This window comes from Treponema putidum (assembly GCF_000755145.1).
GTDB lineage: Bacteria > Spirochaetota > Spirochaetia > Treponematales > Treponemataceae > Treponema_B > Treponema_B putidum.
Window position 1 is genome coordinate 1,210,606 of sequence record NZ_CP009228.1, and the last position, 25,868, is coordinate 1,236,473.

A 25,868-nucleotide genomic window follows, 5' to 3' on the forward strand; every position below is an offset into this window, starting at 1 on the left:
CATACTTATTCCTTATTTTAAAAGGCTTTCGGAATATTTTTTGATTTCAGCGCCGCTGGCGCGGGTAAAATCTTTTCCGCCCTTAAAATCCGCTCCTTTTGCAAACTTAGCTAAATCCGCTCCGCTTCTTCCAAGTCCGCTTCCGCCGCTTGTGCAGAGTGTAATGAGTTTTTTGCCATTCCAGTTCTGGCTTTCTACAAAGGTGTACATTATTTTAGGCGCATACGCCCACCAGATTGGATAGCACAAAATTACCGTGTCATAGGCGGAAATATCGATTTTGTTTGCGATTTCAGGCCGGCATTTTGGGTCATTGCACTCAATCGTCGTAAGCGATTTTTTATCGTGCCAGTTCAAATCCGCATTGGTGTATTTGTGAACCGGTTGGATTTCAAAAATATCTGCTTTCATTTCTGAGGCTATGGATTTTGCCATTTTTTCCGTCGTTCCTGTTGCACTGAAATATACAACCGCCGTTTTTGCTGAAAGTCCTGCCATAATAGATCCTCCAAGTAAAAGTGTAAGAATTAGTTTTTTCATGATAAGGTCTCCTCAATAAGTTTTAGTAACACTTCGTTACTAAAAACAATATAAGTGATAAAGCGTTATTTGTCAATACCTAATAGTAAAATAATTAACAAAAAGTTACTTATTGCATAAATAAAAGATTAGTTGTAATATAATTGCTATGGCTGATTATATCCGCGCTAGAAGCGGCGAACACAAAGAAGAACGTTTTTCTCAAATCAAGCAGGCAACGGCAGAACTCTTTGAAAACGTACCTTATGCAGTAATTACGCTTACTATGATTGCAGAAAAACTAGGCTGGTCCCGTGCGAACCTTTATAAATATGTTACCACAAAAGAAGAAATTATTCTGAAAATTGCTGCAGATAAAATGTCTGCCTATTACGGCTCACTTCTTTCAGCTTTTCCCGACGGTAATAATTTTTCTGTCGAAGTCATTGCAGAAATCTGGGCTGGAATTTTGAACGCAAATCAGGATTATATGAGGTATGTTTCATATTTGAATCCTGTGATAGAAACGAATGTTACGGTCGAGCGTCTGGCAGCTTTTAAAAAGCAATACTATGATTTTACAAAGGCTTTAAGTGAAAGGCTTTCAGAAATGCTTGACGTTACGCAGGAAGCCGCTTATAAAATCCAGCTCGATGTTTTGTTTTACGCTTCATCAAATGCCGTCTGCTGCTACAAAAATCCACTCGTGCAGGAAGCGTTAAAACAAATCAATATTACTCCGCTTCCTATGGATTTTTATCAAGATATGAAAAAGTTTGTGAAAATGCGCATAGAATATAAATGATATCCCTGAACAGTACCCGATAGAGTGTTTTATCAAACACTTTTTTCTAATTTCCGGTTATTGAGTTCAGCTTTAATTAAGTCCGGAAATTTTTTGCTAATACCCTTATCTTGATTAATTGTCGTTAGTGGATATTCATTGTCCTTTAGATTCAATAACCATTCTTCCTTATCCATATTTATTCATTCTCCTTTCAACTTCTAATTTACCAATCTCCACAAACCTAGGTTTTACAATATCTTAGTAAAACAAATAATTCGATTTACTTCCTTGAAATTCAGGGCTTTATGAAAGCGAAAACTAACTATATTATCGATTTCGCAATCACTAGCAAACTCTTTGCAGCCGTTACATTTTGCCCATACTTCACACTCAGCCAAAAGTTCTTTCGCATATCCCATATTGCGATAACTCTCTTTTATAAAAATTCCCTCTAAGTAACCAACTGGACTATATTTTGTTCCTTCCACATAGTCATATCGTAACCGGCACTGTGCAAAGCCGACAGGAATATCCTCCTCATATTTCAAAAAGAATTGGGCTTTCCCTCTCGAAATAGTTTCTGAAAATTCAGCAATCAACTCGGTGTGAGAATGGCCATCCCATAATAATGCAGCTAAATTGGCCAATATTTCTAAATCCTGTTTTCCCGCTTTTCGTATCATATTCTATCTCCAGATTCTAATTTGTCAGTTTCTTGTCCACCCCATTATATCATATTTCCCATATTTTGTAATTTAATCAATTTGAATATTCATTCTTGTAACCTCTGTATTTTTTCTTAATTTTGCTTTTTCTCTTGTGACAAGATACTTCTGAATATCAAAGAAATTTCTCTTGTCATAGTCCTCCAATAGTTTGTAATTCTTATGTTTTGTGATGTCGAATTTATCCGATATAAAAGGGCGAACACCTCGAAGCTGAAAGATACATTTTCCTCCATCCATAACTGTAATCGCATCTTGACTCATCAGTTCTTTACCGGGCTTGGCAATGTTCGGCAGCCTTTTGAATGAGAAAGCGGTCGGCGGTGTTTGCGGTGCATTATTAACCAATATTGCAGGTTGGCTGTCCGGCGTTTTTATTCCGATTGATTTGATAGGCGGCGCTTTCAAAACAATAAGACTGTTGCCGTTCTATCATAGTACTGAAGCAATACGGATAAGTTTAAGCGGTAATTTCAGTCATATGCTTCCTCATTTGATTGTCGTAATAGGATATACAGCCATTATTTTCACGCTTGCTATTATCTCTTTTAATCGTAAAATGAATGGTGAAAAAGCTTAAAAATAAATCATCCCGTGCGGAGTGTGAGATAGTCTTTCGCACGAATAAAAAACAGTAAACCGATTTTGATTTACTGCTTTTTTAATAGCCATGTTGCAGCATTTTTATTTAATTGTTTTAGTTAGACAAACTGGGATCTATCGTTATTATACTCCAGCAAACTTTTCCCATCTTAATAAATATCTATAGTAAAGCCCCATTCTAAATTCACATCCTGGTAATTCTTCTGATATAACTTTTCTTACATCACCGAGATAAGGAAAATTATAACTAACAGGTATATTTTTATCTTCACAGGAACGTATTCTTTTTATCTTAGACATTATCATACAAGGTATAACTCTCATTCCCTCAATCAAATAGTCTATTAAATTTGAAGGCTTTGCAAGACCAACAATAATTAAAACACCATTTTTTGAAAGCATTGATTTTGCTTTCTTTATCCAGTTATAATAAACTGTATTGTGATTCCAGTATTCAATCTCTTTCAACATTTTCTCTCCACACCTTCTAATTCTGCCTGCTGGATTTCTATTTCTGATTTTATTTCTTGTAGATTTACTTTATTAGCTATTACATTTTATTTAATTGTTTAATTAAGTTAGACAAACTGAAATTTGTCGCTCTTTAAAGAACTGACACATCAGTTGCTTTTTTATTTTGCTCTCTAATCGAAAGAACAGTTGCCATTACTATAATAAGTATTTTACAAGCATAAGATATATTTTGATTACCACCTACTGCTAATTGTGAGAAAACATTTATTAACGAATGTGTCATCACACATATCCACAAACTGTTTGTCTTTATAAATAATGCGGATAAAATAAAGCAATTAGTCAACAATCCAAGCAAAAATCCAAACGCCCGTACTTGTGGCAATGTTCCTTCAATGTAGAAATAAGAAAAATGCCATATTCCCCATAGAACAAAAGTAATTAAAGTTGAACTAATATAACTATGGCGTTCCATCATAATTGGTTGAAAAACATATCTCCACCCTACTTCTTCAATCCCACCAAAAAGGATTGCTTTAAGAAATAAGATAATAGGAATATACCACACATTCAACGCTAATTTTCCATCAAATGCAACATAGCAAAAATCAAAAAACAAGAACACAATAACGAATAAATAACTGCCGGTGTTTTGCTTTATAGCGAAAAAATCTTTTAATATTTTCTTCGTACTGTACTTTTTGTATCTAACTGCAATAATAGTTCCCCATAGAGCAGATGAAACTCCACCTATTCCAATAGCAACCATTCCCATTGGCATCGTATAATCTACAACCATACCCAAATTACGCACTATAAAAACTATAATAAATATCATCCATATTTGCCCTAAGGTTCCTAATAAATAAAGGAAAATTGCTTTTTTTCGACTCATAAATTTTCTCCTAAATTCAAATTTGTCAGCCAATAAATTTCCCCGCCAACTTATACACTTGATTTATTTCTTTGCTTTCTAAGTTCCAATTATTGAGTTCAGCTTCAATTAATTCTGGAAATTTTTTGCTAATATCCCTTAAAGCGTTTCCTACTGATTTCCTAACATAGTCACTCGTATCTTCTTTTAATGAGGCAATTCGTCTAATAGCTTCATTCGGATTATCTTTGAAATATGGTCTACTTGTCCATATTCTTAATCCTTCTGTAACTGCTCTCCTTGTATTAGCATTATTATTGCTTAACCATTCATCAATGATTGGAAGTGCTTTTTCATAGCCCGTTTTCTTGCAAAATTCATCAAATGCCTTTGCCAATATTTCCTGAACTCTCCAATTATCATCTTTAGAAACTTCATCTCTCATAAATTCTAAAATTTCATCTTGTTCCGATAAGTATCCAAAAAGAAATACTGCATACATTCTTACTTGATAGGTATCAGATTTATAGGCCAAAAATGCCAATTTCTTGATATATTCATTATCATTAGATTTATAATCGGTTAAGGCTCTTTTTTCTTCTTCTTTGAATCCGTTTTCTACCAAAGAAAATTCCTTTTTTAAACTCGCAATGTAATCTTTCAAATGAACTCACCCCCGTTATCTTCAAATTTTTCTCTCTACATATTTGCCGATATTATACCATTTTTAAACCGATTTTTCTACCGGCAAATTTGCTGCTTACTTTCAAGTCTTTCATAGAAACTATCATACCGTAATACCGGAGATTATTTATCATTATAATGATTTTTACACTGAATAATTTTAATCCGCCCACGCATCATCTGAAAAATCTTTATGCACTTGTTACGCCTCGACAAGTTCATGAATTGAATGCTGCCCATTTTTCATTTGAGCTTTAGAATGTTCCAAAGCTTTTATATTGTTTTCCGAATAAAAAGAATCATCTTGAACAATTTCAAATGGAATTTTACGTTGGATTAATATTTGCTTTAAAAAGATACGTATTGCAGTTGTCGTATCCATTCCGATTGATTCAAAAAAAGCATCTGCATCTTTTTTTAGCGTTTTATCTATCCGTGTTTGTAAAACAGCTGTTTTCATATTTAATTAAAAAGTTATTTGTCTTTAATCGAAACCCATATTTCTAGAGGTGTTTCGACATCATACTTTATTCATTTGCGGCTTGTTCGCAATTTCAGCATTGAAGCGGGTGTTAATTGCACATATTAAATTTACCAACATAATATCAAGACATCAGTTTTTCAAGTTCATTCTTTTCGGCACCGCACAGTTCTTTGACAATCTTCCCGCAGGATAAAATCAGTACGCGAGAGCAGATTGTTTTGATAAACTCAATATCATGGGTGATAACGATGACTATTTTTTTATCGTCCGCGAGCTGCTTGATTATGTGTCCTGCCTCCTGCATACTTTTAAGATCAAGGCCGCTGGTCGGCTCATCAAAGATAAGAATATCCTTTCCGCACAGCACACTGACTGCTACCGCAAGCCGCTGTTTTTGCCCGCCGGACAGAGAAAGCGGATGCCTCTCTTTTAGCCGGTCAAGCGAGAGTTCCGCTAATACTTCATCGATAGCGGCATCCGGTAAATCTTTGATACCTAACCGGCATTCTGCATATACGCTGTCAGTAAAAAGCTGATGACCGACATCCTGCATCACCATGTAGGAACGCTCTCTCCGCATTTTTCTCGATAGGGCTTTGCCGTCAAACGATATGCTTCCAGTCTCTTCCTGTGTAAGCCCGCATAGCGTACGTGCAAGTGTTGTTTTACCTGCTCCGTTTTCTCCCGCTATTGCAATAATTTCTCCGCCTGCTGCTGTAAATGAAATATTTTGAAGGACGGATGTATGCCCTAATTTGACGGTAATATCTTTTACTTCAAACGTATGTACGCCAGAAGATACGCGTACATCGGAAGATGCACTTATATCGGGAGTTGCGTTTACAGTCTCTGCTTTAACATCAGCAAGATTTCTACAGCGCAATTCCATATGTTTTATTTGCGCTTCAGGCAGATTTACAAACGTTTGAATATCCATATCCTGTGCAATCTTTCCGTTTTCCATAAAAATAACACGATCAGCTATATCCATCACATACCATATTCGATGTTCGGCAATAACGATTGTCTTTCCTTGCTGTTTGATTTTGCTAATAAGAACACGCAGTTCTTTGATAGAACGGTAATCCATATTAGACGAAGGCTCATCCAACACAAATATTTCAGGCTCTGCTGCATACACAGAAGCAAACGCAATCTTTTGTTTTTCTCCTCCGGAAAGTTCGAAGATACTGCGTTCGCGCAAGTTTTGTATCTGTAAATCTTGGGTAACTTTTTCAAGGCGGCTAAGTAATTGCTCCGGAGGAAGTCCGCGGTTTTCCAAACCGAATACGATTTCGCTATCCGTATCGGTATTAAAAAACTGTGTTCTTGGATTTTGAAATACCGTACCGACACTATCGGAAAGCTGCGCAATATCCGCTTCCGCACTGTTCATACCGTTTATAATTGCTTCTCCGGAAAATTCGCCTTCAAAAAAATGGGGAATTAAACCGTTAATTAAACGTGTTACTGTTGTTTTACCGCAGCCCGATCCGCCGCAGAGCAGCACGCATTGTCCTTTTGGGATATGCAATGATATGTCACTCAAATTATTCTCTTTTGTTCCGTTATAAGAAAAAGAAATATTTCGTAAAGTAATCAAGGAAGAACCGCTCCTTTTACAGTATTAAAAATGATAAGCACAACAATGCCTGCATAAAGAATGAGCAGCAGTGCATCTCTCATCCGGAACCGTATGTTTTCAAGACAGCTCCGCCGCTCAAGGTGATCGATTCCCCGTGTAATAGCAGCCTGTGTTATCTCGTCGGATATTTTTGACGCTGACACAAGCATCGGCACATACACATATTCCATTGTCCGTACCGGATGGAAAAGCAATCCAGCAGGAGAAACCGATATACCCCGCAAAGACATTGCATCCTTGATAAAACCCCATTCTTCCGTCATTGTTGGAAAATAGCGCAAGGTGATCGATAATGCAATCGTAAAACCTTTCGGTAAGTGCAATCGGCTGATTGCCGCCAAAAAAGTGCTTACCTTAGTTGTTCTGATGAGAAGAGAGCCGAGCATAAAACATGGAATGAGCTTTCGGATGTATACGGCAAACATATAGAGAATGCCGCCTACAGTTACCGGAAGGTGCGGCACTAGCAGCATCGGCAGTGCCAGCAAAATGACGAATGCAGCTCCGCTTTTAAATGCACGCCGACAATGTCTTGCTTGTAAGAGCAGCAAAAAGGGGAGGAATGTAAAAGCGCATTCTATCAGCGTACTCTCATTCAAAAAAACTGATACGCTCGTAATCGCAAGGATGAGTAATTTTGTGCGCGGATCAAAAAGCATTTACACAATTCCCGCTTTTTCAAAATGTTTTTTCAGCAATTTTTTTCCGATCATTCCGCCGATAAGTGCACACACAACCGTTCCCGCTATCATTGCCGGAAGCACCCATCGGTTAGCGCCGATTGCATTAATAACTTCGGCAAAAGATGAAAAGTCTCCTTTTTTGCGCATAAACGCATCAAACTGAGCAGGCATCACGGCCATTGGAATATACGCTCCCATCGGTGCAAGCGCAAAAATACAATATGCCGTAAGGTTTTTCTTAAAAGATTTAAACTCGCCGAAAGATGCAATACCGTCTGCAATAAAACCGAAAAGAATGAAAAAGGCTGACATCATCCAAAACATTCCGGTAATAAAGAGCAACAATCCTGCTAAAATCCCCAAAATCGAAATTGCACCCCGTTTTGGAATTTTTGCGGTATATAGCATAAAAATACTGCCCGCAAACAATGCGACAATCATCGGCATAAACGGAAACGTAACCGGTGTCATCTGTGCAACACCGCCGATGATAAAAGCCGCTGCAAAATAAACAAGCGAAAAAACGCCGATAGAAATAAAATCTTTGGTCTGTAATGTGTTAATTTTTTTATTTTTCATATTCTCCTCATACCAGCTTTAAAAGCCCCTCCCATCCTGAATTAAAGAAAACGGCGAGTTCTTCTACATATCCCATCGCCTGTTCTCTTGTCATGTCATGTACGACAGTTTCAAATACTGCGGTAAAATACGCACTCGTAATCATGTGATGAAGTTCATGACTGATGCTTCCTTTGATTTTTCCCTTTTCCCGCAGCAGCCGGTAATATGTTTCGGTACGCTCCACATCCAGTTCCACCAGATCATGGATATAATTTGCGTATTTTGTGCCTTCCGCGCCGCAAAGTACCAGCTTGAATTCGTCAAAACGGTCATACACGTAATTTACAAAGTGCCGTAAATACTCTGTCGACAAGTTTCTGCTTTCCGCCGTCCTGTCTTGAGGAATCAATTCGAAATGTGCCTCTTGAGCCGCCTTAAATTGCTCGACCAGCCCGTCTGCCGCTTCGGAAACAAGGGCTTCAAACAAAGCCGCTTTATCCGAATAATACCGAAAAATGGCCCCGGTAGTTAATCCCGCTTTTTTTGCAATCGTTCGGACAGAGGCAACGCTGTAGCCTTTTTCCAAAAACTCACGCTTAGCCGTACCCAAAATAAGTTGTTTGGTATCTTCACTTTTGCTCATAAACGAACCGCCTTTGTAAATAAAATAGCAATGCTATTTTATTTAGTATACATAATTTCTTTTTGAGTGTCAAGGGCCGTATTTGTCAACTAAAAAAAACATTTTTTTTATTGCCGCACAATACATAAATAAAAAATGTTGAAAACCTACCGTACGTAGTACGTATTGACAAAACATTAATTTGCATATATAAGAGGAAATATAAAATGAAAAGAACGGCACTTCATTCGTCGGCTAATTTTATATTTACCTCTTTTGAAGTTATTTTAGAATATACCTTAATAAGAATAATTGCAGCTTTACTTACCTCATTGCATAAGCCTCTTCCTTATATTTATTTGTTTTTAGCGGCTGGGTTTCTTTTCTTTTTTTGCAGCTTTTATGCACGAAAACTGCGTATGTTGGTAATCTTAGAAAAAACGCAAGATTTGCGCAGCAAGGTGCTTGATACGTGTTTATTTCTAAATTAGGAAACAAGGCTGAACTCTTTGCAAAACTTGAAGATTTTTTACACAGTTTTTCGGAAGCAATGATGTTTTCGATTATAGGAGCAAAAAATAATTTTACCGTAAGTTTAAAACGCTTTCAAAACATTGCAAATAAAAACACAATCATAAAATCATCAACCTCAGAATTTACAAAAATAGAATATAAAAATGTCCTTCCTTTTTATTTAAAAGAAAAACTTAAACCTCTTTCTTTTTGTATAAATAAAAATGATAAGGTTTTAATTAAAGGAGAAAACGGAATCGGTAAGCATGAGAATAATTTATCATATACTCTTCCTCACCCTTTAGCCCGTTTTTAAGCCGCAGGATTTTTTCAAAATATTGATAAAAATTGCTGAGGGCTATGCCTAAAGTATTTACTATATCCAAAACACTTGCCTGAAATATTGGATTATTGGCATTTAATATTTATAAAAAAAATCTATAAAAAATCAGAAGTTCTATTGACATTACAATAGATTTGTTGTATATTATAGCTGTAAGTTAATTAGAACAACTTGCATAGATTTTAAACGGTCATTTATTTTATAATGAGGTTGCAATGGAAACAAAACTAAGTCTTAAAGGTATCGCAGAATATCTTGACGGAATCGGGCTGCAGTATATGGCTACAATCGGACTTGATGGAAAGCCTAAAGTACGTCCTGTTCAGTATATGATTTTGCGTGATGATAAATTATGGTTCTGTACAAACAAAGAAAAAGCGATGTATGCGGAATTGCAAAAATCGCCGTTTATAGACCTGTGCGGAAGCCGGCTGCAAAAAGATGAAATTACAACGGCATGGATTCGGTTCAGTGCAGAAGTTGTTTTCCCGGTAGAAAGTGAAGAAATCTTCGCTGCAAAAAAGGCAATAATGCAAAAAAGTGAGATAGTTCATGAGCTTTATCATAACAATCCGGAGCATCCTCTGTTCAAAGTTTTTTATTTGAAGAATATTTGCGGTTCACTCAATAATCTCGGGCATGTAAAAGGTTTGGAAGAGCGAAAAGATTTTTCAAAGCCGATTGATTTTTATTTTTAAGAAAGGCTTATTGTAAGGAAGGTAAATTATGACACAGACAGAACGGCGGCGTTTTTTAATTGAATATCTTCTCGCAGAAAATTCTCAATACCGAGGCATGCAGATTCCTGAAAATGAAACGGAACAAAAGCATCTTCTTCGTTCACTTGTGAATCTACGTCCTGTCGTTCCTGCAAGTGAAGAGTTTTTGCATATTGAAGATGAGTATTTGCAGGAAGAAAATAAACTGCGCGGAATTACCGACATCATGGATTTGGTTCCGGCGTGCAGCGGCTTTTACCTGTGGAGGGGCGACATTACTACACTCAAAGTCGATGCAATCGTGAATGCTGCAAACAGCGGAATGACCGGCTGCTGGCAGCCCTGCCACTCCTGTATCGACAACTGTATCCACACCTTTGCAGGAATCAGACTCCGTGCCGCCTGCGATTCGATTATGAAAAAACAGGGGCACGAAGAGCCTGAAGGTCAAGCAAAAATCACTCCTGCGTTTAATCTGCCGTGTAAGTTTGTGCTTCATACCGTCGGCCCGATTGTTCAGGGAAAACTTCAAAAAAAGCATGAGGAGCTGTTAGCATCTTGTTACTCTTCCTGCCTGAAACTGGCTGAAGAAAATGAAGTTAAGAGCCTTGCTTTTTGCTGTATTTCTACAGGGGTATTTATGTTTCCGAATGAAAGAGCCGCCGAAATAGCAGTAGAGACCGTCCGCAAATATTATGAGGAAACGGGAAGCCGGATGAAAGTTGTGTTTAATGTGTTCACTGAAAAAGACGAGGAAATTTACCGGAGGCTTATTTTCAGCCGCTAAAAATAGGGAGTTTTTTATATGACAGAGAAGATTGAGAAATTAAAACAGATTCTTTCCGAAGCGAAAACAGTTGTCATCGGAGCGGGAAGCGGGCTTTCCACTTCGGCAGGATTTACTTATTCCGGTGAGCGGTTTGAAAAATACTTTTCCGATTTTGCGGCAAAATACGGTTTTCACGATATGTATTCGGGAGGATTTACGCCTTTTGAATCGCTTGAAGAGCGTTGGGCCTATTGGAGCCGTTATATTATGATAAACCGCTATATGAATCCGCCGAAACCGGTTTATGAAGATTTGTTTTCTCTTGTGAAGGATAAGGATTATTTTGTGCTTACTACAAATGTAGACCATTGCTTTCAAAAAGCGGGTTTTGACAAGGAAAGGCTTTTCTACACGCAGGGAGATTACGGATTGTTCCAATGCAGCGAGCCGTGCCATGAGAAAACTTATGACAACGAAAAACAAATCCGTGCAATGTGGGAATTCCGGCAGAGAATGGAAATCCCGGCAGAACTTGTTCCTCATTGTCCTGTCTGCGGAAAACCGATGAGCATGAACCTGCGGGCAGACATCACTTTTGTTACAGACAAAGGCTGGCACAAGGCATCAAAAAGGTACGAGAATTTTTTGCAGACCCGGAATATAATCTCCCCGCAGGGTCAACAAGAACATCAAGCAGACAGCGGAAAAGTGCTGTTTCTTGAACTGGGTGTTGGAGGAAATACGCCCGGAATCATAAAGTATCCTTTTTGGCAGATGACGTTAAAAAATCTGAATGCGGACTATGCCTGCATCAATTTTGGCGAAGCCGTTGTGCCGCTCAAAATAGAAAACCAATCTATTTGTATCAATGAGGATATTGGCGAAGTTTTGAAGGAAATTAAGGCAAAAAGATGAAGATAAGTGTCCGTTTTACGGCAGCAGTACATACGCTTTTGTGTATCCGGCATTTTCAAAAAGATATGCGCGTTACTTCGGATTTTATTGCTGCAAGCACGGGTGTAAATGCCGTTATAATAAGAAAGATTTTGCTTCAGTTACAAAAAGCGGGACTTATAGAAACGGCGGCAGGGGTCGGAGGATCGCGATTGGCACAGCATCCGGATAAAATAACCCTCCTCGATGTTTATAACGCAATCAATGAGGGCGATGAAGAGAGGGATATTTTTAATTTTCACCCTAATCCCAATCCGAAATGCCCTGTGGGAAGCAAAATTCATCTTTTGCTTGATGTCAAATTGGATGATGCTCAAAAAGCAATGAAGGATTCGCTTAACAAAACAACTATTGCCGATTTAAGTAAAGATATTTAACATGAGAGAAAGATTCCTAATTCAAGCTTCTCAGTCTGACACGGAGATCAAACCGTTGTTGTGCGTCGATGCGCTATCTTGAAAATAAAGATTATTTTTGGTAATATGGAAAGTGTTGATTTTATCTAAATTAATTCAGTCTATAAAAGACTTTTTCTATTCTTTGTTTTTTTCAACCGAAGAGGAAGCCGGCTCTCAAAAGGCCATGCGGAGTATTATTCAGGATTTAAAAAAATGCAGATACCCTGTATACCGTCATGACAACACCATATTGGCCGGCTTGCCTATGCTTATTTATGAAATCTACAGAATAAGCTTACCCCTTAAACATATTCTGCAAGAATCTATATGTTCCAATGATATTCGTATTTCAAATTTCTTTTTGGATAAAATTGTCGAGTCCTCATTTTCAGACCAACAAAGAACACTAAAGGAAAATATATCTTTTAGCTGCCGAATGGAAAAAATCGCTGATCTGATGAGAGATGATTTTGATCAAAAAATAAAGGAGCAAACAAATGAATTTGATGATTTGTTGTTTTCTTTAGCCGAGCCTGCATTTAAGGTTGTTGATGTAAAAATAAACAAAATATTTGCTTTTTTTGATTTTTGCAGTTTTCAATTTAACACCTTTTTTGCTTATTTTGATCCGGGGTTTAATACGGTTATTAATACCGACGCTGTGATGGAACATTATAATTTTGAAAATGTAGACGGTATGACTATTTTTCAAGAAATTCTTGATTTGGATTATCTTATCCGTAATATATCTATAGACGAGCATTTGCTGGATGGTTTGCTCTTTCTTAATTCCATTCTTCCCGAAGATAAGCAGTCTGATGAGCTTTATATAAAAAAAAGTTTAAAAATGTTTGCTTCAACGCTCGAAAACAGTCTCGGTAAAAATACTTTAATAAACCTTGCCAAGCTGATAAAAAACGATCCTAAGTTTGAAGATAAAACAAAAGCTCCCCGATTTTTTTCTGAAACGGAAGACTATAAGACAAGGCTTATAACAAATTTTAGCGCCGATACAAAAAAAATCCTCAAATTAAGACAAGACGCTCAAATGGTATCGCTTATAGACGATTTATTCGGAAATATTGAAATTTTTAAACTGGATGTTTATAACGATGAACTAAATAATAAAATACAATCTTTATCAGGTCTTTCTTTAGATTGGATAAAACCTCTGGAAATTGTAAAAACTTATACAAAGAGTTTTTTTGTGCCTTTGATGGAGCCTTTTTTGAGAGAGCTTTTGGTAGAAGGACTTTTTGAAGATAAAAAAATGAAATCGGAATTTGCAGCGGACTATTATTACTGTTTGGCTGTTATAGAAAAGATAAATGAACTTGAAAAAGCGATGTACGGTAAAAATGAGTCTTCAATAGAGCTTATAAGAGGTTATTTAACGAGAATGGAGGCCGGAGGGGATTTTGAAAAACATCTATCAAAAGTGATTGATGATATTAACCAGCGTTCAAAGAAATTTTTAGAAGAAGCCGGCAAACACTACTTAAACTTGCTTAAATTTTGTAAGTTAATAATAAAAGATACTTATAAACCCGTTCCCGAAAATGTATATAACATAACAGCAATGATAAATTCTACAAAAAACAAAGAAAGATTCGCTATTTTTGCAAACGGAATAGAAAATTTTGAAAAAATGATAGAGCTTTTAAAAAAATATGTTGTCATCGATATGTCGGAACTCAACGAAAAGGCAGGTAACAGCTATGAAAACAGGATCAAATGAAAAATTATTAAAAAAAGCATTACATGCAGGGAATTGTAAAAAATATACGGATAAAATTTTTCATCAAGAAAAAGAAATATTTGATTTAAAGCAATTATTGCAAATTTCAAAGAGTTTAAATTCGGTTTTGGAATTTGACCGCTTGATTGAGGCAATATTATATATAGTTATGGCTCAGCTAAAAACCTTAGGCGCTGCAATTTTTACAAAAAAGTCCTTTGACGATAATAATTTTGTTTTAAATAGAGATCATTATGGGTTTGATATATCCCGTGATATTCAATATTCCATCAATACGGACCACCCGCTGATAAGTTTTTTGAATAAATCCAATTCAGGTTTTACTCCTGATGAAATAGGCAAAAACATAAAAACCGACAAAATTATAGAAGACTTATTTAGTCTCAGGCCTTCTTTTTTGATCCCCTTAAAAGCTAAAAACAGAATGGTAGGTTTTTTGCTCTTAGGCGAGAGAATGGAAAATTCTCATAAATTTACCGATTATGAAAAAAATATTATAGAAAATATTGCCTCCTTAGCGGCTATAGCAATAAATAATTCTCAGCTTCTGGAAATGACAACAACCGATATAATGACTCATTTAAAACTAAAACATTACTTTTTTACTCTTCTTATGGAGAGGTTGGATATTATAAATTCATCAAAAACAAAAGAAGAAACCCTTTCCATATTGATGATTGATATAGATTTTTTTAAAAAGATAAACAATACCTATGGGCATTCTGCGGGAGATATTATTTTGGAAGAAACAGCTAGAATTATAAAATCATGTACCCGATCTGCAGATACGGCCGCAAGATACGGAGGAGAAGAATTTGTTGTAATGCTTAGTAATACTCCGGCTAATGATGCTATGGCTATAGCTGAGAGGATAAGAAAATCGATAGAAAGGAATGTTATACTCTATAATGATAAACAAATCAAAATCACTGTTTCGACAGGTGTATCAAGTTATAACTTTGACCTTGAGCCGGCAAAATCTTTAGTGGACAGAGCCGATAAGGCCTTATATGAATCCAAACAAAACGGAAGAAATTGTGTAACATTATCTGAAAATAACTTGCCTAAAGGTTAGAAATTTTAGATATTCTATGTATGAAGTATTTAAGAAAACCTTTTAAATATACATATAAGAATGCCGTACTAGCCATAGCTATTATAAATGCGGCCGTTTTTGTGTTTACGAGTCTCTTTAAAAACCTTAGTGCATATCTGGGTTTGACTCCTTTCCTGGTAGTATATGCACAAACTTATTGGCAGTTTTTCACTTATCAATTCGTTCATGGAGATTTTTTTCATTTGGTATTTAACATGCTTGCTCTATTCTTTTTCGGCGTGCCGGTAGAAAGAAAAATCGGAACAAAGGAATTTATACTTTATTATCTTTTGATAGGTACAATCGATGGAGTTTTGAGCTTTTTGGCATATGCTGTGACAGGATTCAATATTACCCTTGTAGGTGCTTCGGGTGCAATTTTCGGTGTTTTACTTTTATATGCCGTAATTTATCCAAACTCAGTGATCTACCTTTGGGCGGTGATTCCCGTACCTGCTCCTCTTTTGATTTTAGGTTATGCCGTAATCGAGTTAATAAGCATTTTCTCTGTAGGTGACGGAATAGCTCATTTGACCCACTTTATAGGACTCCTTACAGGCTGGGTATATATAAGAATCCGCTTCGGAATAAAACCTCTTAAAGTCTGGAATTCAACGGGACGGTGAAATTATCCGATAATAATGTTATGAGAAAGTTAATAGCGGGAACTCTTTTTTTTATAAGTTTTTATTTATATGCGGATACTTATTCCGGCGCTTCCGACAGTGATGCTTTGATTGTAAGAGCTCCTGTCTGGGTCTTTGTTGATGAAGCCCCAAAAGGAATCGATGATGAGAATAAGGCTGAATTTATTCCGCCTAAAGAAGCCCTACTTAAACTTTCGGCTTATATCATCTCAGGCATGACCTACGGTTTAAACTTTGTATATACTCCCTTGGACAAAAAACGTAATGTAGAGGAGCTCTTTGAGCTTGAGCCTGTTTTTACACCAAGTACCGAAAATATAAAGATTACAGACGTAAGGGTTAAATACCCCTACTGCTATTCTTGGGCCGAATACGGCATCCCCGAATCCTATGCCGGGCATTTTAAACTCTGGACAAAAAATGCTCATAAAACGATAAAGGGGAGGGGAAAGGGAGACCGGTTTAATGAGCTTGAAGGGGTCTATGCAGCTTATACCGATGCGGTAAAAAATGCCGTGCGGGAGTATGCACGGGGGTTTTTAAAAAATAAGCCTAAAGAAATTCGAGGGGCTGTTTTGATAAAATCTCCTCCCCGCCTATTTGTAGAATCGGGCTTTTTTAAGGCAGAGCTTGAACTTTATATCCAAATAGATGAAATTATAAAATATACGGTTTTTTAACTTATGAATTTTATATCGGCACCTATGGCAGCAATAACCCATTCCGCTTTTAGAAGGTTGGTTGCCTGTTTTAAAGAGCCTGGTGAGTATTTTTCTGAAATGATACATGCTCCCTCGGCTGTTTCAGGCGGAGGTTTTGAAAAATGGTATTTTAGGGCCAATCCCTCGCCTGAAAAACTTGTTTGGCAGATTACAAGCCCTGATGAGAAGGCTGCGGCCGATTGCGTTCCCATTTTGCTTCGGCACGGAGGCTTCGCAGTTGACTTGAATATGGGCTGCTGTGCTCCGCAGATTGTAAACACCGGTGCAGGTTTTGCATGGATGAAAAAGCCGCTTTCCGAGGCGGCCTCATTGGTAAGCAAGGTTAAAAAAGCTGTTTTGCTGTATGATGAGCAAAAGGCCGGGCCGCAAGCAGTTCCTATCCGCCTTAGTGTAAAACTCCGCTTAGGTGAAGAAGAAAACTATGGCCGGCTTTTATCCTTTTGCAAGATGCTTGTTTCTGAAGGAGTAGATCTAATTACCCTCCATCCCCGTACCCAAAAACAAAAATATTCACGTCCTTGTAAACATGAATACATATCCCGTCTTGCTTCCGATTTGCCGATTCCGGTCTACGGAAACGGAGATATAAATTCTCTTGAAACCTTAAAAAAAATCAACTCAAAATACCCCTGTTCCGGCTGGATGATAGGCCGTGCGGCAGTACAAAAACCGTGGATTTTTTACGAACTTTCAAAGATCAATTTAAAAAAGGGAGCAATCGAAAACACAGAAAAAAAAATTGAAATAGATCTATTAAAAACGGCAGACTTATTTTTAAGCTTTTTGCAGGAAGAACAGCCTCAAGAATTTTACCTTACAAGAGCTCAACGGTTTTTTGCGTTTTTTTGCGATAATTTCAGTTTTGCTCACCACATAAAAAGCAAAGTTCTAAATTGCAAAGGCCTTGACGATATGCTTCATAATTTAAGCACTTACTTTGAAGAAGTACCCGAAGACAGGCTCATAAGGGTTTAATTTTTTTGATGTAAACATTTTAATAATACATACCACGTACTTATATTTCAGTGTTTTTTCATCAGTTTTTCTTCATAAAAAACCGAGCGTTTTTCAATTTCGGAATTAAGCTTTTTTAAGCCTTTTTCTTCAAGCAGGGTTTTTTCGCCTGAAAATAAGGAGCGGCCCAGACCCAAACCCTTTGCATCGAATTCGATGCCCATACTTTCTACAACAGTGGGAAAAAGATCGAAGGTTGTAAATAGCCGGTTTTTATTCTTATCCGTTGTTTTTGCCGAATTTATAAAAGCATTGTAGGGGTGTCTGTTTTGTAGTTTCACGGTCGGCAGGTATAAATCCCCGCCCATGTATAAGTGATCCCCCAAAATGACTATTGTAGTATTTTTATAAAAGTCTTGAGTTTTAGCCCATTCTACAAAATCATAGGCTTTTTTTGATGCACCGGCGTAGACATTGTGTATTTTTTCAAAATAAAGGTTGGGACATTTTTCGTCGGCATAACCGCGGGGAGAGTGTGTGTCGGCAGTAAAAAAAATATAGACAAAAGGTTTATCTTCTTTTGAAAGTTCCGTAAGGTCTTCCCTTGCAAATTGATAGAGCTTTTCGTCCTCAAAGCCCCACCATACATTATAACCTTGAGGAATTCTTCCGTTTTCAACAAAGTAAGAATAATCTTGAACTTTAAAATTTTTATGACCGGTTAAAAAATTACCCAAGCAGCCGAAATTTTTATCTGCTGCCATACTGAACACAAGATTATATCCGTTATCGTATAAAAGGTCTCCTAGCCCGTAACCTCCTTCCATAAACCTATCGATTTTTAGTAAGGAAGTATTCAAGGATGAAATTTTAAAAGAAGATGCATCAAAAGAAGGAAGATTTAAAATTAACGGGACTCCCATATTTAGGGAGGTAAAGGAAGCTATCGAATGAGAGGTTCCCATAACTTGGGTACCTCCGCCCAATTTTTCACAGTGGCTGAATGAAAGGTTTTGCTCGGCTATCCCGCGTAATTCCGGAATAAGGTCATAACGGGATAAGCCTCCGAATTCCTTTGATGTAGCGCTTATTTCCATCGATTCAAGGTAGAGGATTATAAGATTCCTCTTTTTTTGAGGAAAGGTAAACTTTACTTTTGAAGGATCGATATAGTTAGTTTCATAAAGGTCTGTCGGATGGCTCAATTTATAATAGGCATATTGAATATACTCGAATTTATATTGGCAATATCCTAAAATAATGCACAGATAAATTGCCGTATAAAGACGGGGTCTCTTTATCAAGACAGGGAAAATACGGTAAGTTTTTTCTTGCTTTGTTGTTAAAATAAATTTTGTCTCTTTTAATATTAAAACAAGGTTTACAATGGATAGTATTATAGGAATTACAAGTGCCTTTATATAAAAACTTAGAAGAATTTCACTGCTTGTGCCGTCAATGGGTGTTACGGTAGTAAAGATAAGCTGATCTATTTGGGCATGAGGAAAAACTCCTAAAAGCCAGATTATAAGCATTATAAGAAAAGCGTACAAAAATACAAAAAGGCTGCCTAAAAAAGCTTGCTTTTTCTTTTCTTTTTTATTTGTGAATTCAATTTTTTCTCTTATAAACATATCGCATCTTTAAGCTTTCAAGCTAAAAAATTTATCCCGTATATTTATCGAAATATCCCTGTATAAATATGATAGGGGTTCCCTTGTCGCCGCTTCCCGATGTAAGGTCAGAAAGAGAGCCTATTAGGTCGATAAGCCTCCTCGGTGTAGTCCCTTGAGACTCCATAGAGTCTATGTGGGAGGAGGTTTCTTTTTGATGTTTTTCGATATATTCGGCAATTTTTTGCTTTTGTTCTTCTTTGCTTAGGTCTTTAAAGTTGTTGTCTGCCAGATATTTTAATTTTACCTCATTGGGTTTGCCTTCAAGCCCCTTTGTATAAGCAGGCGAAACAACCGGATCGGCAAGCTCCCAAATTTTGCCTATCGGATCTTTAAAGGCTCCGTCTCCATAAACCATAACTTCAATGGTTTTGCCTGTTTTTTCTTTTATTATAGCCTGTATCTTATCGACAATGACTTGAGCATTTTGGGGGAATAGCTTAATTCTGTCATCCCCGGATTTATTGGAACCTAAGAGGCCGTAAGTTGAATTAAAGCCGCTTCCGTTTACAGGGCTGCTCAAAATATCGTCGAGGCCTAAAACGGTCTTTGCTCCGGCTTTTTTTAAAAGTTTTTTGTTCTGTTCCGTGTATGAATATCGCAGGCTAAAACCGAATCGGTGTATTCTATTATTTTTTTGGAATCATTGGATAAGATTACAAAGGATTCGGGATTATGCTTTTTGATTATAGAATCATAATATTCTATATAGTCCATCCCTGTAAATTTATGCTTGTGGTCTCCGAATTTACTTCTAAATTCTTCTCTTGTAAAGGAATTTGTCCATGGATTTACATCGGAATCTTCAAAGACATCGGGGTCAATCAAGTGGTTGCCTACCTCATCGCTGGGATAGCTTAACATAATAATGAGCTTGTTTTTTGAACGGGCGATGCCTTCCAAACAAACGGAAAAACGGTTTCGGCTTAAAATCGGAAAGATTAAGCCTATGCATGAATCTCCGAATTTTGCCTTTATATCGGCTGCTATATCATCGGCTGTTGCATAGTTTCCCTGTGCACGGGCCACTATGGACTCCGTAACGGAAAGAATATCTTTATCATTTATTGTAAAGTTTTCGGCTTTTGCGGCATTTAGAAGAGTTTCGGCAGCAATGGAGGCTATGTCATCCCCCTCGCGTATTATCGGAGCAATCAGCCCCCTGGATGTAGTTCCTATAAATTTCTTCATTTCGAACCTCGAAAGGATATTATATGGCCTTTTTTTTGTTTGTCAATAAGTTTTTTATTACTTGTTTTTTAATATAAAGACATCGACTGCCCATTGTAAAATAAAATAAATTATGTTAAACTTTTTGCAGATGAGGGGAATAAAATGAAAAAAATTGCCTTTAGTTTTTTATGTTTAACTCTGATACTCAGTTTTTTTCTTTCTTGCGGAGGGAGAAAAGATGCTTATGAAGCCGCCAAAAGCGGCCGAACTGAAAATTACATGTCCGAATCCAAAAGTGCATTATCAGATTCCGCTTTTACTGAAGACAAAAAAGAGTCTGAGGATGTTAATATTGCAAGTTTAGATAACACCGAAAACAACAATATCGAAAGAAAACTTATAAAAACGGGTTTTATAGAATTTGAAACTGAAGATATAAAAAAAACAAGGGAAATAATCGAAAACCTTGTAAAAAAATATCAAGCCTATATAAGTCAAGAAGATGAGAAACATTTTTATTCCGGCCTTAGACAAACAATTATTGTTAGAATACCAAAACAAAACTTTGATGTTTTTTTAAATGAGCTCACTGCCGGTATTAAAAAACTTGATAATAAAAATATTACGGTTGAAGATGTTACGGAAGAATTTGTAGACAGCCTTGCCCGATTAAGGGTAAAAAAAGAAACGGAACAGACTTATTTAAAAATTTTAGGCCAAGCAAAAACGGTAAAAGATATTTTAGAAGTACAAAATCAAATTCAATATTTACGCTCCGATATTGAGTCAATCGAGGGCCGTTTATGCTATTTACAAAATTCGGTAAATTACAGCACCTTAAATATTTCAATGTATCAAAATATTACCGATGGTACGGCAAAGCCGTCATTCTTTACAAAATCCTTTGATGCTATAAAAGACGGAATAAGTCTTTTTAGCGATATAATTATAGGTATCCTTTACCTTTGGATATTTATACTTATCATTATAGCGGTTTTAGTAATTATCATCAAAAAAAGACGCAATAAAAAAAGATTAAAGGAAAAACTTTTAGATAATTAGGTATTCATCGAAATTATAAGCTCTATTTCGCCGGTAGGAAGGGGGACTTTTTCGGCTATCAGCTCTATTGAAAGACCTTTTTTAGCCATTTCAATTATCTGTTCCTTCATCGAAGCTGTCCGATCGGGAACAATCCCTGATTTAGGAGCTAGAATTTGTTTTGTATATATCTTAATAGGTTCATCTTCGATATAAATATTTTCTTTTTTAGTTACTTGCTTTGGATGTCCGTTCTCCCTTATACCTCCATTTGAGGTTATAGGCCTTTCGGCTTTTGCCATAACATTTTTATCAAAGCCGGAAAAGGAATCGGCCTTGACTGTTTCAGCAAGGCTTTGGTAAACCCTTTCGGCAGCGCTTCGTTTTTCTTCTTCTTTTCCGGCAAGCAATATACGCTTGTCCAACTCAAGAATAAGACTGTTGACTTCCCTAATTTTATCTTCCATTATTGTAACGGACTGATCGGTTTGAAAAGCAATTTGCGCTACCAATTTTTGAGTTTCATTTTTTATATTATTTATCGAAGCCCTATCAGAAAATTGATTTTTAAACTTAAAATAAAAAAGAGGATTAAAAAATATTTAATACCAATAAAACAATTGCAATAATATTTATCATCCCGAAATATCCACCCTTTGTCCCAAAGAAGGGTCTTTTATATATTCTTCAGTATCAGGCTCCTGCTCGGTTTGAGGTGTGGTTTGTTTTTTTGAACTTTCTTCTTTCTTGTTTTCCTCTTCAGGAGACCTTCCGTCCTTATTAATTCTAAGATTTTCATTATTGTCGGAATCTACAATCTGAACAGTGCTTAATCTTTTTTCTGCATCAATTTTATTTTGCTGCTGCTGAGCATCCTTTACCATAGAAGCAAGCTGCTGTTCGGCTCCCTGCTGTTTGCCGACTTTAGCCATTTGAGCATATAGAGTTTGCAAATCAATTGGTTGAATAGCCACTTGGAACCTTCTTAAAATCCTCTTCGTTTTCTTCCTGATACTTTCCGTAACGTACAATTCCCTTGTCAAGATAGAATGTAGTAGCTTTACAATCCATCCTTACATCCTCGGCAGTGTCCCTTATTACTATGCGTACTCCCGGATATACATGTCCTGAAGCGGAAACCCTGCCTTGATTTTTCAATGTATTTAGATATTCTTTTATTTGGGTAATTTCTTTTTGTACTTCGTTAATCTCGGTTTGAAGAGTATATTTATACTCGTTCATTTTATTATAATTTTCTTCTTTGTCTTTTGGCAGTTCTCCCCGCTTGGATTTAAGCTCTTCAAGACTCATTAGATTAAGTCTCAGGTCTTCAAGGCTCTTTTGATCCATTTCTTGTTTTTGAAGCAAAAAGTTTAGCCTCTCCTTGCTTTTGGGGTCGAAGCCTACACTTACCACAAGATCGTTCCCGCCTGAAACGCTGCCCAAATTTCTGGCCGAAATAGATTCGGAGGCACTTAAATTGCCGCTTATTATGTCGGCTTTTTTTTCCGCGGCATATGATTTTGCGGTTAGCCATTACATTCGATTTTATAATACCGTCCGAAACAATTACCATATCTCCGGCCTCAACTACGTCTGTGTTTTGAATAAATTTAGACCATATGGATTTGCCCGCTCTTATTGCGCCGCCTTCTTTACCCATGATGCCCTGACTTACAACTATATCGCCTTCGGTATCAAGCTCCGCCCTGCCGACCGAGCCTTTTACCTCAATATTACCGGAGGCTTTTATAACAAAGCCGTCATCGACATTTCCGTTTACAAATACGGAGCCTAAGAATGTAATATTTCCGGTTCTGATTGAAACGTCGCCTTCAACTACATAGATTTCTTGTACCGTAATCTTATTTTTTACTAAAAGAACTTGTCCGTTTACTTCAGCGACTATAGTTAAACCATCCGCAGCAATCTTTGTATTTTTGCCTACGGGCATAACAATATCTTTTCCGTTAAGAGCCTCAAGGTATTTTCCCGTAACGGTTTTTCCGGGCTTTCCTCTTTGGGCAGGAACCTTTTGAGCCACAGGCTGCCCTTCTACAACGTTTTGAATGAGGTTTAATTCCTTAAAATTGATTTGTCCGGAGCGGGTTTCCTGCAAACGTACCTGTGTGTTATCCACTTCAAAATTATAAATAATCTTTGCATCGGCACCGTTTTGAGGTGCTATACCTTCCGCTACTAAATAATCTTCACGGTACACAGGAGAGTCTTGGAATTGTTTGACTCTCTCTTCATTTATTCCGACTATTATTCTGTTATTCTTTAAAAATGCGATAATCGTATCTGCGGAAAGGTCAACTCCGCCTGCCGTAGGAGGAGTTACATAAAGGTAGGCCTTCATTTCATCATCGCTTATATTGACGGCCATCGCAGCATCATTGCCGGGTATCCGTTTATAAGGAGCAACCCTGACATATTCTCCGCTTTTTTCATCCAATATTGGGGTAAGCACATCATCTTCAGGTATGGGAAGAGCTCTGTCTCTAAACTTGTCTCTTGCGGCCTTTATGTCAAAAAGGCGGCCGTTTCCTGAAGGGGGTGTTACCTTAAAGTAAATGCCGTCTGCTGCACAGAACACATAGCCCATTCCGTCTTTATTTATAATTGCCTCACCTTCAATTATATCTTCGGCCTCAGGCTTTTCTTCTTCTGTATGTTGAGGTTTTTTTACTTTTATGGTTTCATAGGCTCTTATTTTCCATTCTTTTGGAATTATGGCAAAAAAGCCGGAAGCGCCTTTTTGCAGAATTTCATAGTCTATTGATGAAACAGGCATTCCCAGTTGTATAGCTGCATTAGCAAGGGCTTCATCAAGGGTATCTCCGCTTATATCAACAAAAAAACGCCCTGAATCCAATTCATGCATTTCAGACATTTTTTCTTGTATTTGATTAAGCCTAATCATATATTCCCCCTACTTTATACCCTTAGTAACATTTGAGAGTTTAGCTTTTAATTTTACGTTTGCACTTGTATGTATCTGCGATACGCGAGATTCGGTTACGTGAAGGACTTCTCCTATTTCTCTTAGGGTCATATCTTCATAATAGTACATAATTAAAACCTTTTTCTCTCTTTCAGGCAATTCTTTAAGAGCTTCAGATATAACGCGTTTTGTATCTTCACGTTCTACAATTACATCCGGATTCAAGGAGGAAGGCGACTCAATTATATCGCCTACGGAAAACTCTTCAGAGTCATCATTGGAAAATCTTAGATCAGTTAACGAAATAACATTTGTTCCCGATATTTTTAATAAAAGAGAATTATATTCTTCAATATCCAATCCCATTGCATGGGCGATTTCTTCGTTGGAAGCAGAACGCCCTAAGCGGGCTTCCAAATCGGCAATAGTTTCTTCAATTTCACGGCTTTTTTGACGCACAGACCTAGGAACCCAGTCTATAGACCGCAGTTCATCAAAGATAGCTCCTCTTATTCGATTAACGGCATAGGTATTAAATTTAACATTTTTATCAAGATCATATTTTTCTATAGCGTCCAGTAGGCCGAAGACTCCATATCCTACCAGATCGTCGAATTCTACATTAGTCGGCATTCCTATTCCTATCTTGCCGGCAACGTATTTTACCAATGGAGCATACTTTAAAATAAAATATTCTCGGATTTTAGGATCTGAGGTCTTTTTGTATTTTTCCCAAAGTTCGTCTTCAGGAATATTTTCATAATCCGTATTTGCCATTACCCACACCTTTTATATTCATAATTAAACAATTTAGGAATCCCTTTTAAGCACAGTCCGAATTGCACTAACCATAGTGTTCGTATCCATACCTGAAGCGGCTAAATCGGTCGAAACATCAAATGCAGATGTTCCCCTTTGGGTAAAATCCATTTGATCATCTCCCTGTTCCGAGTCATCCTCGGGTATAAAATCCTGTAAATCCGGAAGTTCTTCCAATTCTTTTACAGTATTTTTTTCTTGTTTTTTTACGGTTTCAATGGTTTTATCTGAAGATTCCTCTCTACCTACAGAGGCTGCTGAAGCATCTTTTGCAGTATCAAAATCTTCTTGATCCGGTTTTCGCTCACCTAAGCCTTGTATATCATCCAATACAGAGTCTTCATCGGCCTTTACTGCATCAGATTCCGCGGCAGATATTTCTTCATCATTTATAACCGGCATTTCTATAGGGTCGTCAATGCTTATATTTACATTCTTTCCGGTTTCTTTTTTGGCGGCTCCCTGAGTACTAAGAGGCTGAAATAAGTCCGGCACAAAATGTTCCAAAAGAATTTGTACTCCAAAAACAAAGCCGCCGCTTATTAAGAAAATAATCAAAGACCGCATTAGTATTGCAGAAAAACGAACCCCGCTTACCAAACCCAATAGGACAGACAGAGCTAACGCAATTAAAGCGCATATAAGGGGAATTTTCAATTTTGCCGTCACTCTCTGAACCT

The 25,868-nt window shown here is 37.1% G+C and carries 30 protein-coding genes and 3 pseudogenes; 14 read left to right on the top strand and 19 right to left on the bottom strand.

What is annotated here, in order from left to right; translation table 11 throughout:
* Positions 1-12: 12 nt before the first annotated feature.
* Entirely contained in the window at positions 13-540 is a 528-nt protein-coding gene (locus JO40_RS05340) for a flavodoxin (RefSeq protein ID WP_044978439.1), read from the bottom strand.
* 148 nt (positions 541-688) lie between these two features.
* On the opposite strand from JO40_RS05340, the gene JO40_RS05345 reads away from it, so the two are divergent.
* Complete coding sequence (locus tag JO40_RS05345) at positions 689-1,324, top strand: TetR/AcrR family transcriptional regulator (protein ID WP_044978440.1); 636 nt, start codon at positions 689-691, stop codon at positions 1,322-1,324.
* A 32-nt stretch (positions 1,325-1,356) separates the two neighbouring features.
* Here JO40_RS05345 and JO40_RS13875 read toward each other — a convergent pair whose 3' ends face one another.
* From JO40_RS13875 to JO40_RS05355, 3 genes are all read right to left on the bottom strand, one after another.
* Positions 1,357-1,500, bottom strand: a complete 144-nt coding sequence (locus JO40_RS13875; protein ID WP_158506572.1) for a hypothetical protein — start codon at positions 1,498-1,500, stop codon at positions 1,357-1,359.
* A 54-nt stretch (positions 1,501-1,554) separates the two neighbouring features.
* Positions 1,555-1,989, bottom strand: a complete 435-nt coding sequence (gene aac(6'), locus JO40_RS05350) for an aminoglycoside 6'-N-acetyltransferase (protein WP_044978441.1) — start codon at positions 1,987-1,989, stop codon at positions 1,555-1,557.
* A 72-nt stretch (positions 1,990-2,061) separates the two neighbouring features.
* Positions 2,062-2,295, bottom strand: coding sequence for a hypothetical protein (locus tag JO40_RS05355; protein ID WP_044978442.1), 234 nt, complete (start codon positions 2,293-2,295; stop codon positions 2,062-2,064).
* Positions 2,296-2,332: 37 nt separating this feature from the next.
* Here JO40_RS05355 and JO40_RS13505 point away from each other — a divergent pair, with 37 nt between their 5' ends.
* Positions 2,333-2,611, top strand: a complete 279-nt coding sequence (locus JO40_RS13505) for a hypothetical protein (protein ID WP_245609025.1) — start codon at positions 2,333-2,335, stop codon at positions 2,609-2,611.
* A gap of 146 nt (positions 2,612-2,757) precedes the next feature.
* Here JO40_RS13505 and JO40_RS05365 read toward each other — a convergent pair whose 3' ends face one another.
* The 8 genes from JO40_RS05365 to JO40_RS05400 all read right to left on the bottom strand — a co-directional run bounded on the left by JO40_RS05365 (position 2,758) and on the right by JO40_RS05400 (position 8,682).
* Positions 2,758-3,105 (bottom strand): hypothetical protein, encoded by a 348-nt coding sequence (locus tag JO40_RS05365; RefSeq protein WP_044978443.1) that lies wholly within the window; start codon positions 3,103-3,105, stop codon positions 2,758-2,760.
* Positions 3,106-3,238: 133 nt separating this feature from the next.
* Positions 3,239-4,003, bottom strand: coding sequence for a CPBP family intramembrane glutamic endopeptidase (locus JO40_RS05370; protein ID WP_044978444.1), 765 nt, complete (start codon positions 4,001-4,003; stop codon positions 3,239-3,241).
* Between the two features lie 25 nt (positions 4,004-4,028).
* Positions 4,029-4,646: a DNA alkylation repair protein gene (locus JO40_RS05375; RefSeq protein WP_044978445.1), complete on the bottom strand. Its 618-nt coding sequence runs from the start codon at positions 4,644-4,646 to the stop codon at positions 4,029-4,031.
* 222 nt (positions 4,647-4,868) lie between these two features.
* On the bottom strand, positions 4,869-5,126 hold the full coding sequence (locus tag JO40_RS05380) for a type II toxin-antitoxin system RelB/DinJ family antitoxin (protein WP_044978446.1): 258 nt from the start codon (positions 5,124-5,126) through the stop codon (positions 4,869-4,871).
* Positions 5,127-5,271: 145 nt separating this feature from the next.
* Positions 5,272-6,753, bottom strand: coding sequence for an ABC transporter ATP-binding protein (locus JO40_RS05385; protein ID WP_044978447.1), 1,482 nt, complete (start codon positions 6,751-6,753; stop codon positions 5,272-5,274).
* A complete protein-coding gene (locus JO40_RS05390; RefSeq protein ID WP_044978448.1) occupies positions 6,750-7,454 on the bottom strand; it encodes an energy-coupling factor transporter transmembrane component T family protein in 705 nt (234 codons plus the stop codon). The genes JO40_RS05385 and JO40_RS05390 overlap by 4 nt, the downstream gene beginning before the upstream one ends.
* On the bottom strand, positions 7,455-8,057 hold the full coding sequence (locus JO40_RS05395) for an MptD family putative ECF transporter S component (protein ID WP_044978449.1): 603 nt from the start codon (positions 8,055-8,057) through the stop codon (positions 7,455-7,457).
* A gap of 7 nt (positions 8,058-8,064) precedes the next feature.
* Positions 8,065-8,682: a TetR/AcrR family transcriptional regulator gene (locus JO40_RS05400; RefSeq protein WP_044978450.1), complete on the bottom strand. Its 618-nt coding sequence runs from the start codon at positions 8,680-8,682 to the stop codon at positions 8,065-8,067.
* A 206-nt stretch (positions 8,683-8,888) separates the two neighbouring features.
* Here JO40_RS05400 and JO40_RS05405 point away from each other — a divergent pair, with 206 nt between their 5' ends.
* The 11 genes from JO40_RS05405 to JO40_RS05455 all read left to right on the top strand — a co-directional run bounded on the left by JO40_RS05405 (position 8,889) and on the right by JO40_RS05455 (position 17,556).
* Positions 8,889-9,152 (top strand): hypothetical protein, encoded by a 264-nt coding sequence (locus JO40_RS05405; RefSeq protein WP_044978451.1) that lies wholly within the window; start codon positions 8,889-8,891, stop codon positions 9,150-9,152.
* The gene (locus JO40_RS05410) at positions 9,134-9,490 is read left to right on the top strand and encodes a hypothetical protein (RefSeq protein WP_044978452.1); all 357 of its coding nucleotides are present in this window, start codon (positions 9,134-9,136) and stop codon (positions 9,488-9,490) included. The genes JO40_RS05405 and JO40_RS05410 overlap by 19 nt, the downstream gene beginning before the upstream one ends.
* A gap of 242 nt (positions 9,491-9,732) precedes the next feature.
* The gene (locus JO40_RS05415) at positions 9,733-10,215 is read left to right on the top strand and encodes a pyridoxamine 5'-phosphate oxidase family protein (RefSeq protein ID WP_044978453.1); all 483 of its coding nucleotides are present in this window, start codon (positions 9,733-9,735) and stop codon (positions 10,213-10,215) included.
* Positions 10,216-10,243: 28 nt separating this feature from the next.
* Entirely contained in the window at positions 10,244-11,023 is a 780-nt protein-coding gene (locus JO40_RS05420; protein WP_044978454.1) for a protein-ADP-ribose hydrolase, read from the top strand.
* An 18-nt stretch (positions 11,024-11,041) separates the two neighbouring features.
* The gene (locus tag JO40_RS05425) at positions 11,042-11,920 is read left to right on the top strand and encodes an SIR2 family NAD-dependent protein deacylase (RefSeq protein ID WP_044978455.1); all 879 of its coding nucleotides are present in this window, start codon (positions 11,042-11,044) and stop codon (positions 11,918-11,920) included.
* Positions 11,917-12,336 (top strand): Rrf2 family transcriptional regulator, encoded by a 420-nt coding sequence (locus JO40_RS05430; RefSeq protein ID WP_044978456.1) that lies wholly within the window; start codon positions 11,917-11,919, stop codon positions 12,334-12,336. Before JO40_RS05425 ends, JO40_RS05430 begins: the two co-directional genes overlap by 4 nt.
* Before the next feature lie 97 nt (positions 12,337-12,433).
* Positions 12,434-14,095, top strand: a complete 1,662-nt coding sequence (locus tag JO40_RS05435; protein WP_245609027.1) for a hypothetical protein — start codon at positions 12,434-12,436, stop codon at positions 14,093-14,095.
* Positions 14,076-15,191, top strand: a complete 1,116-nt coding sequence (gene dgcA, locus JO40_RS05440) for a diguanylate cyclase DgcA (RefSeq protein WP_044978458.1) — start codon at positions 14,076-14,078, stop codon at positions 15,189-15,191. The genes JO40_RS05435 and dgcA overlap by 20 nt, the downstream gene beginning before the upstream one ends.
* Positions 15,192-15,211: 20 nt before the next feature.
* Positions 15,212-15,838, top strand: a complete 627-nt coding sequence (locus JO40_RS05445; protein ID WP_044978459.1) for a rhomboid family intramembrane serine protease — start codon at positions 15,212-15,214, stop codon at positions 15,836-15,838.
* A 20-nt stretch (positions 15,839-15,858) separates the two neighbouring features.
* The gene (locus tag JO40_RS05450; protein ID WP_044979719.1) at positions 15,859-16,539 is read left to right on the top strand and encodes a hypothetical protein; all 681 of its coding nucleotides are present in this window, start codon (positions 15,859-15,861) and stop codon (positions 16,537-16,539) included.
* A 3-nt stretch (positions 16,540-16,542) separates the two neighbouring features.
* Positions 16,543-17,556, top strand: a complete 1,014-nt coding sequence (locus JO40_RS05455) for a tRNA-dihydrouridine synthase family protein (protein WP_044978460.1) — start codon at positions 16,543-16,545, stop codon at positions 17,554-17,556.
* 47 nt (positions 17,557-17,603) lie between these two features.
* On the opposite strand, the gene JO40_RS05460 is transcribed toward JO40_RS05455, so the two are convergent.
* Complete coding sequence (locus tag JO40_RS05460) at positions 17,604-19,169, bottom strand: LTA synthase family protein (protein ID WP_044978461.1); 1,566 nt, start codon at positions 19,167-19,169, stop codon at positions 17,604-17,606.
* Between the two features lie 31 nt (positions 19,170-19,200).
* A pseudogene (locus JO40_RS15185) lies at positions 19,201-20,399 on the bottom strand (coenzyme F420-0:L-glutamate ligase).
* A 144-nt stretch (positions 20,400-20,543) separates the two neighbouring features.
* Between JO40_RS15185 and JO40_RS05470 the strand changes: the two are divergent.
* Positions 20,544-21,443 carry a DUF4349 domain-containing protein gene (locus tag JO40_RS05470; RefSeq protein WP_044978462.1) on the top strand — a complete coding sequence of 300 codons (900 nt, stop codon included), beginning with the start codon at positions 20,544-20,546 and terminating at the stop codon, positions 21,441-21,443.
* On the opposite strand, the pseudogene JO40_RS05475 reads toward JO40_RS05470, so the two are convergent.
* From JO40_RS05475 to JO40_RS05495, 5 genes and pseudogenes are all read right to left on the bottom strand, one after another.
* Positions 21,440-22,061 (bottom strand): annotated as a pseudogene (locus JO40_RS05475) (hypothetical protein). The gene JO40_RS05470 and the pseudogene JO40_RS05475 sit on opposite strands and share 4 nt — an antisense overlap.
* Positions 22,058-22,396: a hypothetical protein gene (locus JO40_RS05480; protein ID WP_044978463.1), complete on the bottom strand. Its 339-nt coding sequence runs from the start codon at positions 22,394-22,396 to the stop codon at positions 22,058-22,060. The pseudogene JO40_RS05475 and the gene JO40_RS05480 overlap by 4 nt, the downstream one beginning before the upstream one ends.
* A pseudogene (locus JO40_RS15190) lies at positions 22,377-24,348 on the bottom strand (FapA family protein). Before JO40_RS15190 ends, JO40_RS05480 begins: the two are co-directional and overlap by 20 nt.
* Positions 24,349-24,357: 9 nt before the next feature.
* Positions 24,358-25,146 carry an RNA polymerase sigma factor WhiG gene (gene whiG, locus JO40_RS05490; RefSeq protein ID WP_044978464.1) on the bottom strand — a complete coding sequence of 263 codons (789 nt, stop codon included), beginning with the start codon at positions 25,144-25,146 and terminating at the stop codon, positions 24,358-24,360.
* A gap of 33 nt (positions 25,147-25,179) precedes the next feature.
* Positions 25,180-25,857 carry a hypothetical protein gene (locus tag JO40_RS05495; RefSeq protein ID WP_044978465.1) on the bottom strand — a complete coding sequence of 226 codons (678 nt, stop codon included), beginning with the start codon at positions 25,855-25,857 and terminating at the stop codon, positions 25,180-25,182.
* Positions 25,858-25,868: the final 11 nt, after the last annotated feature.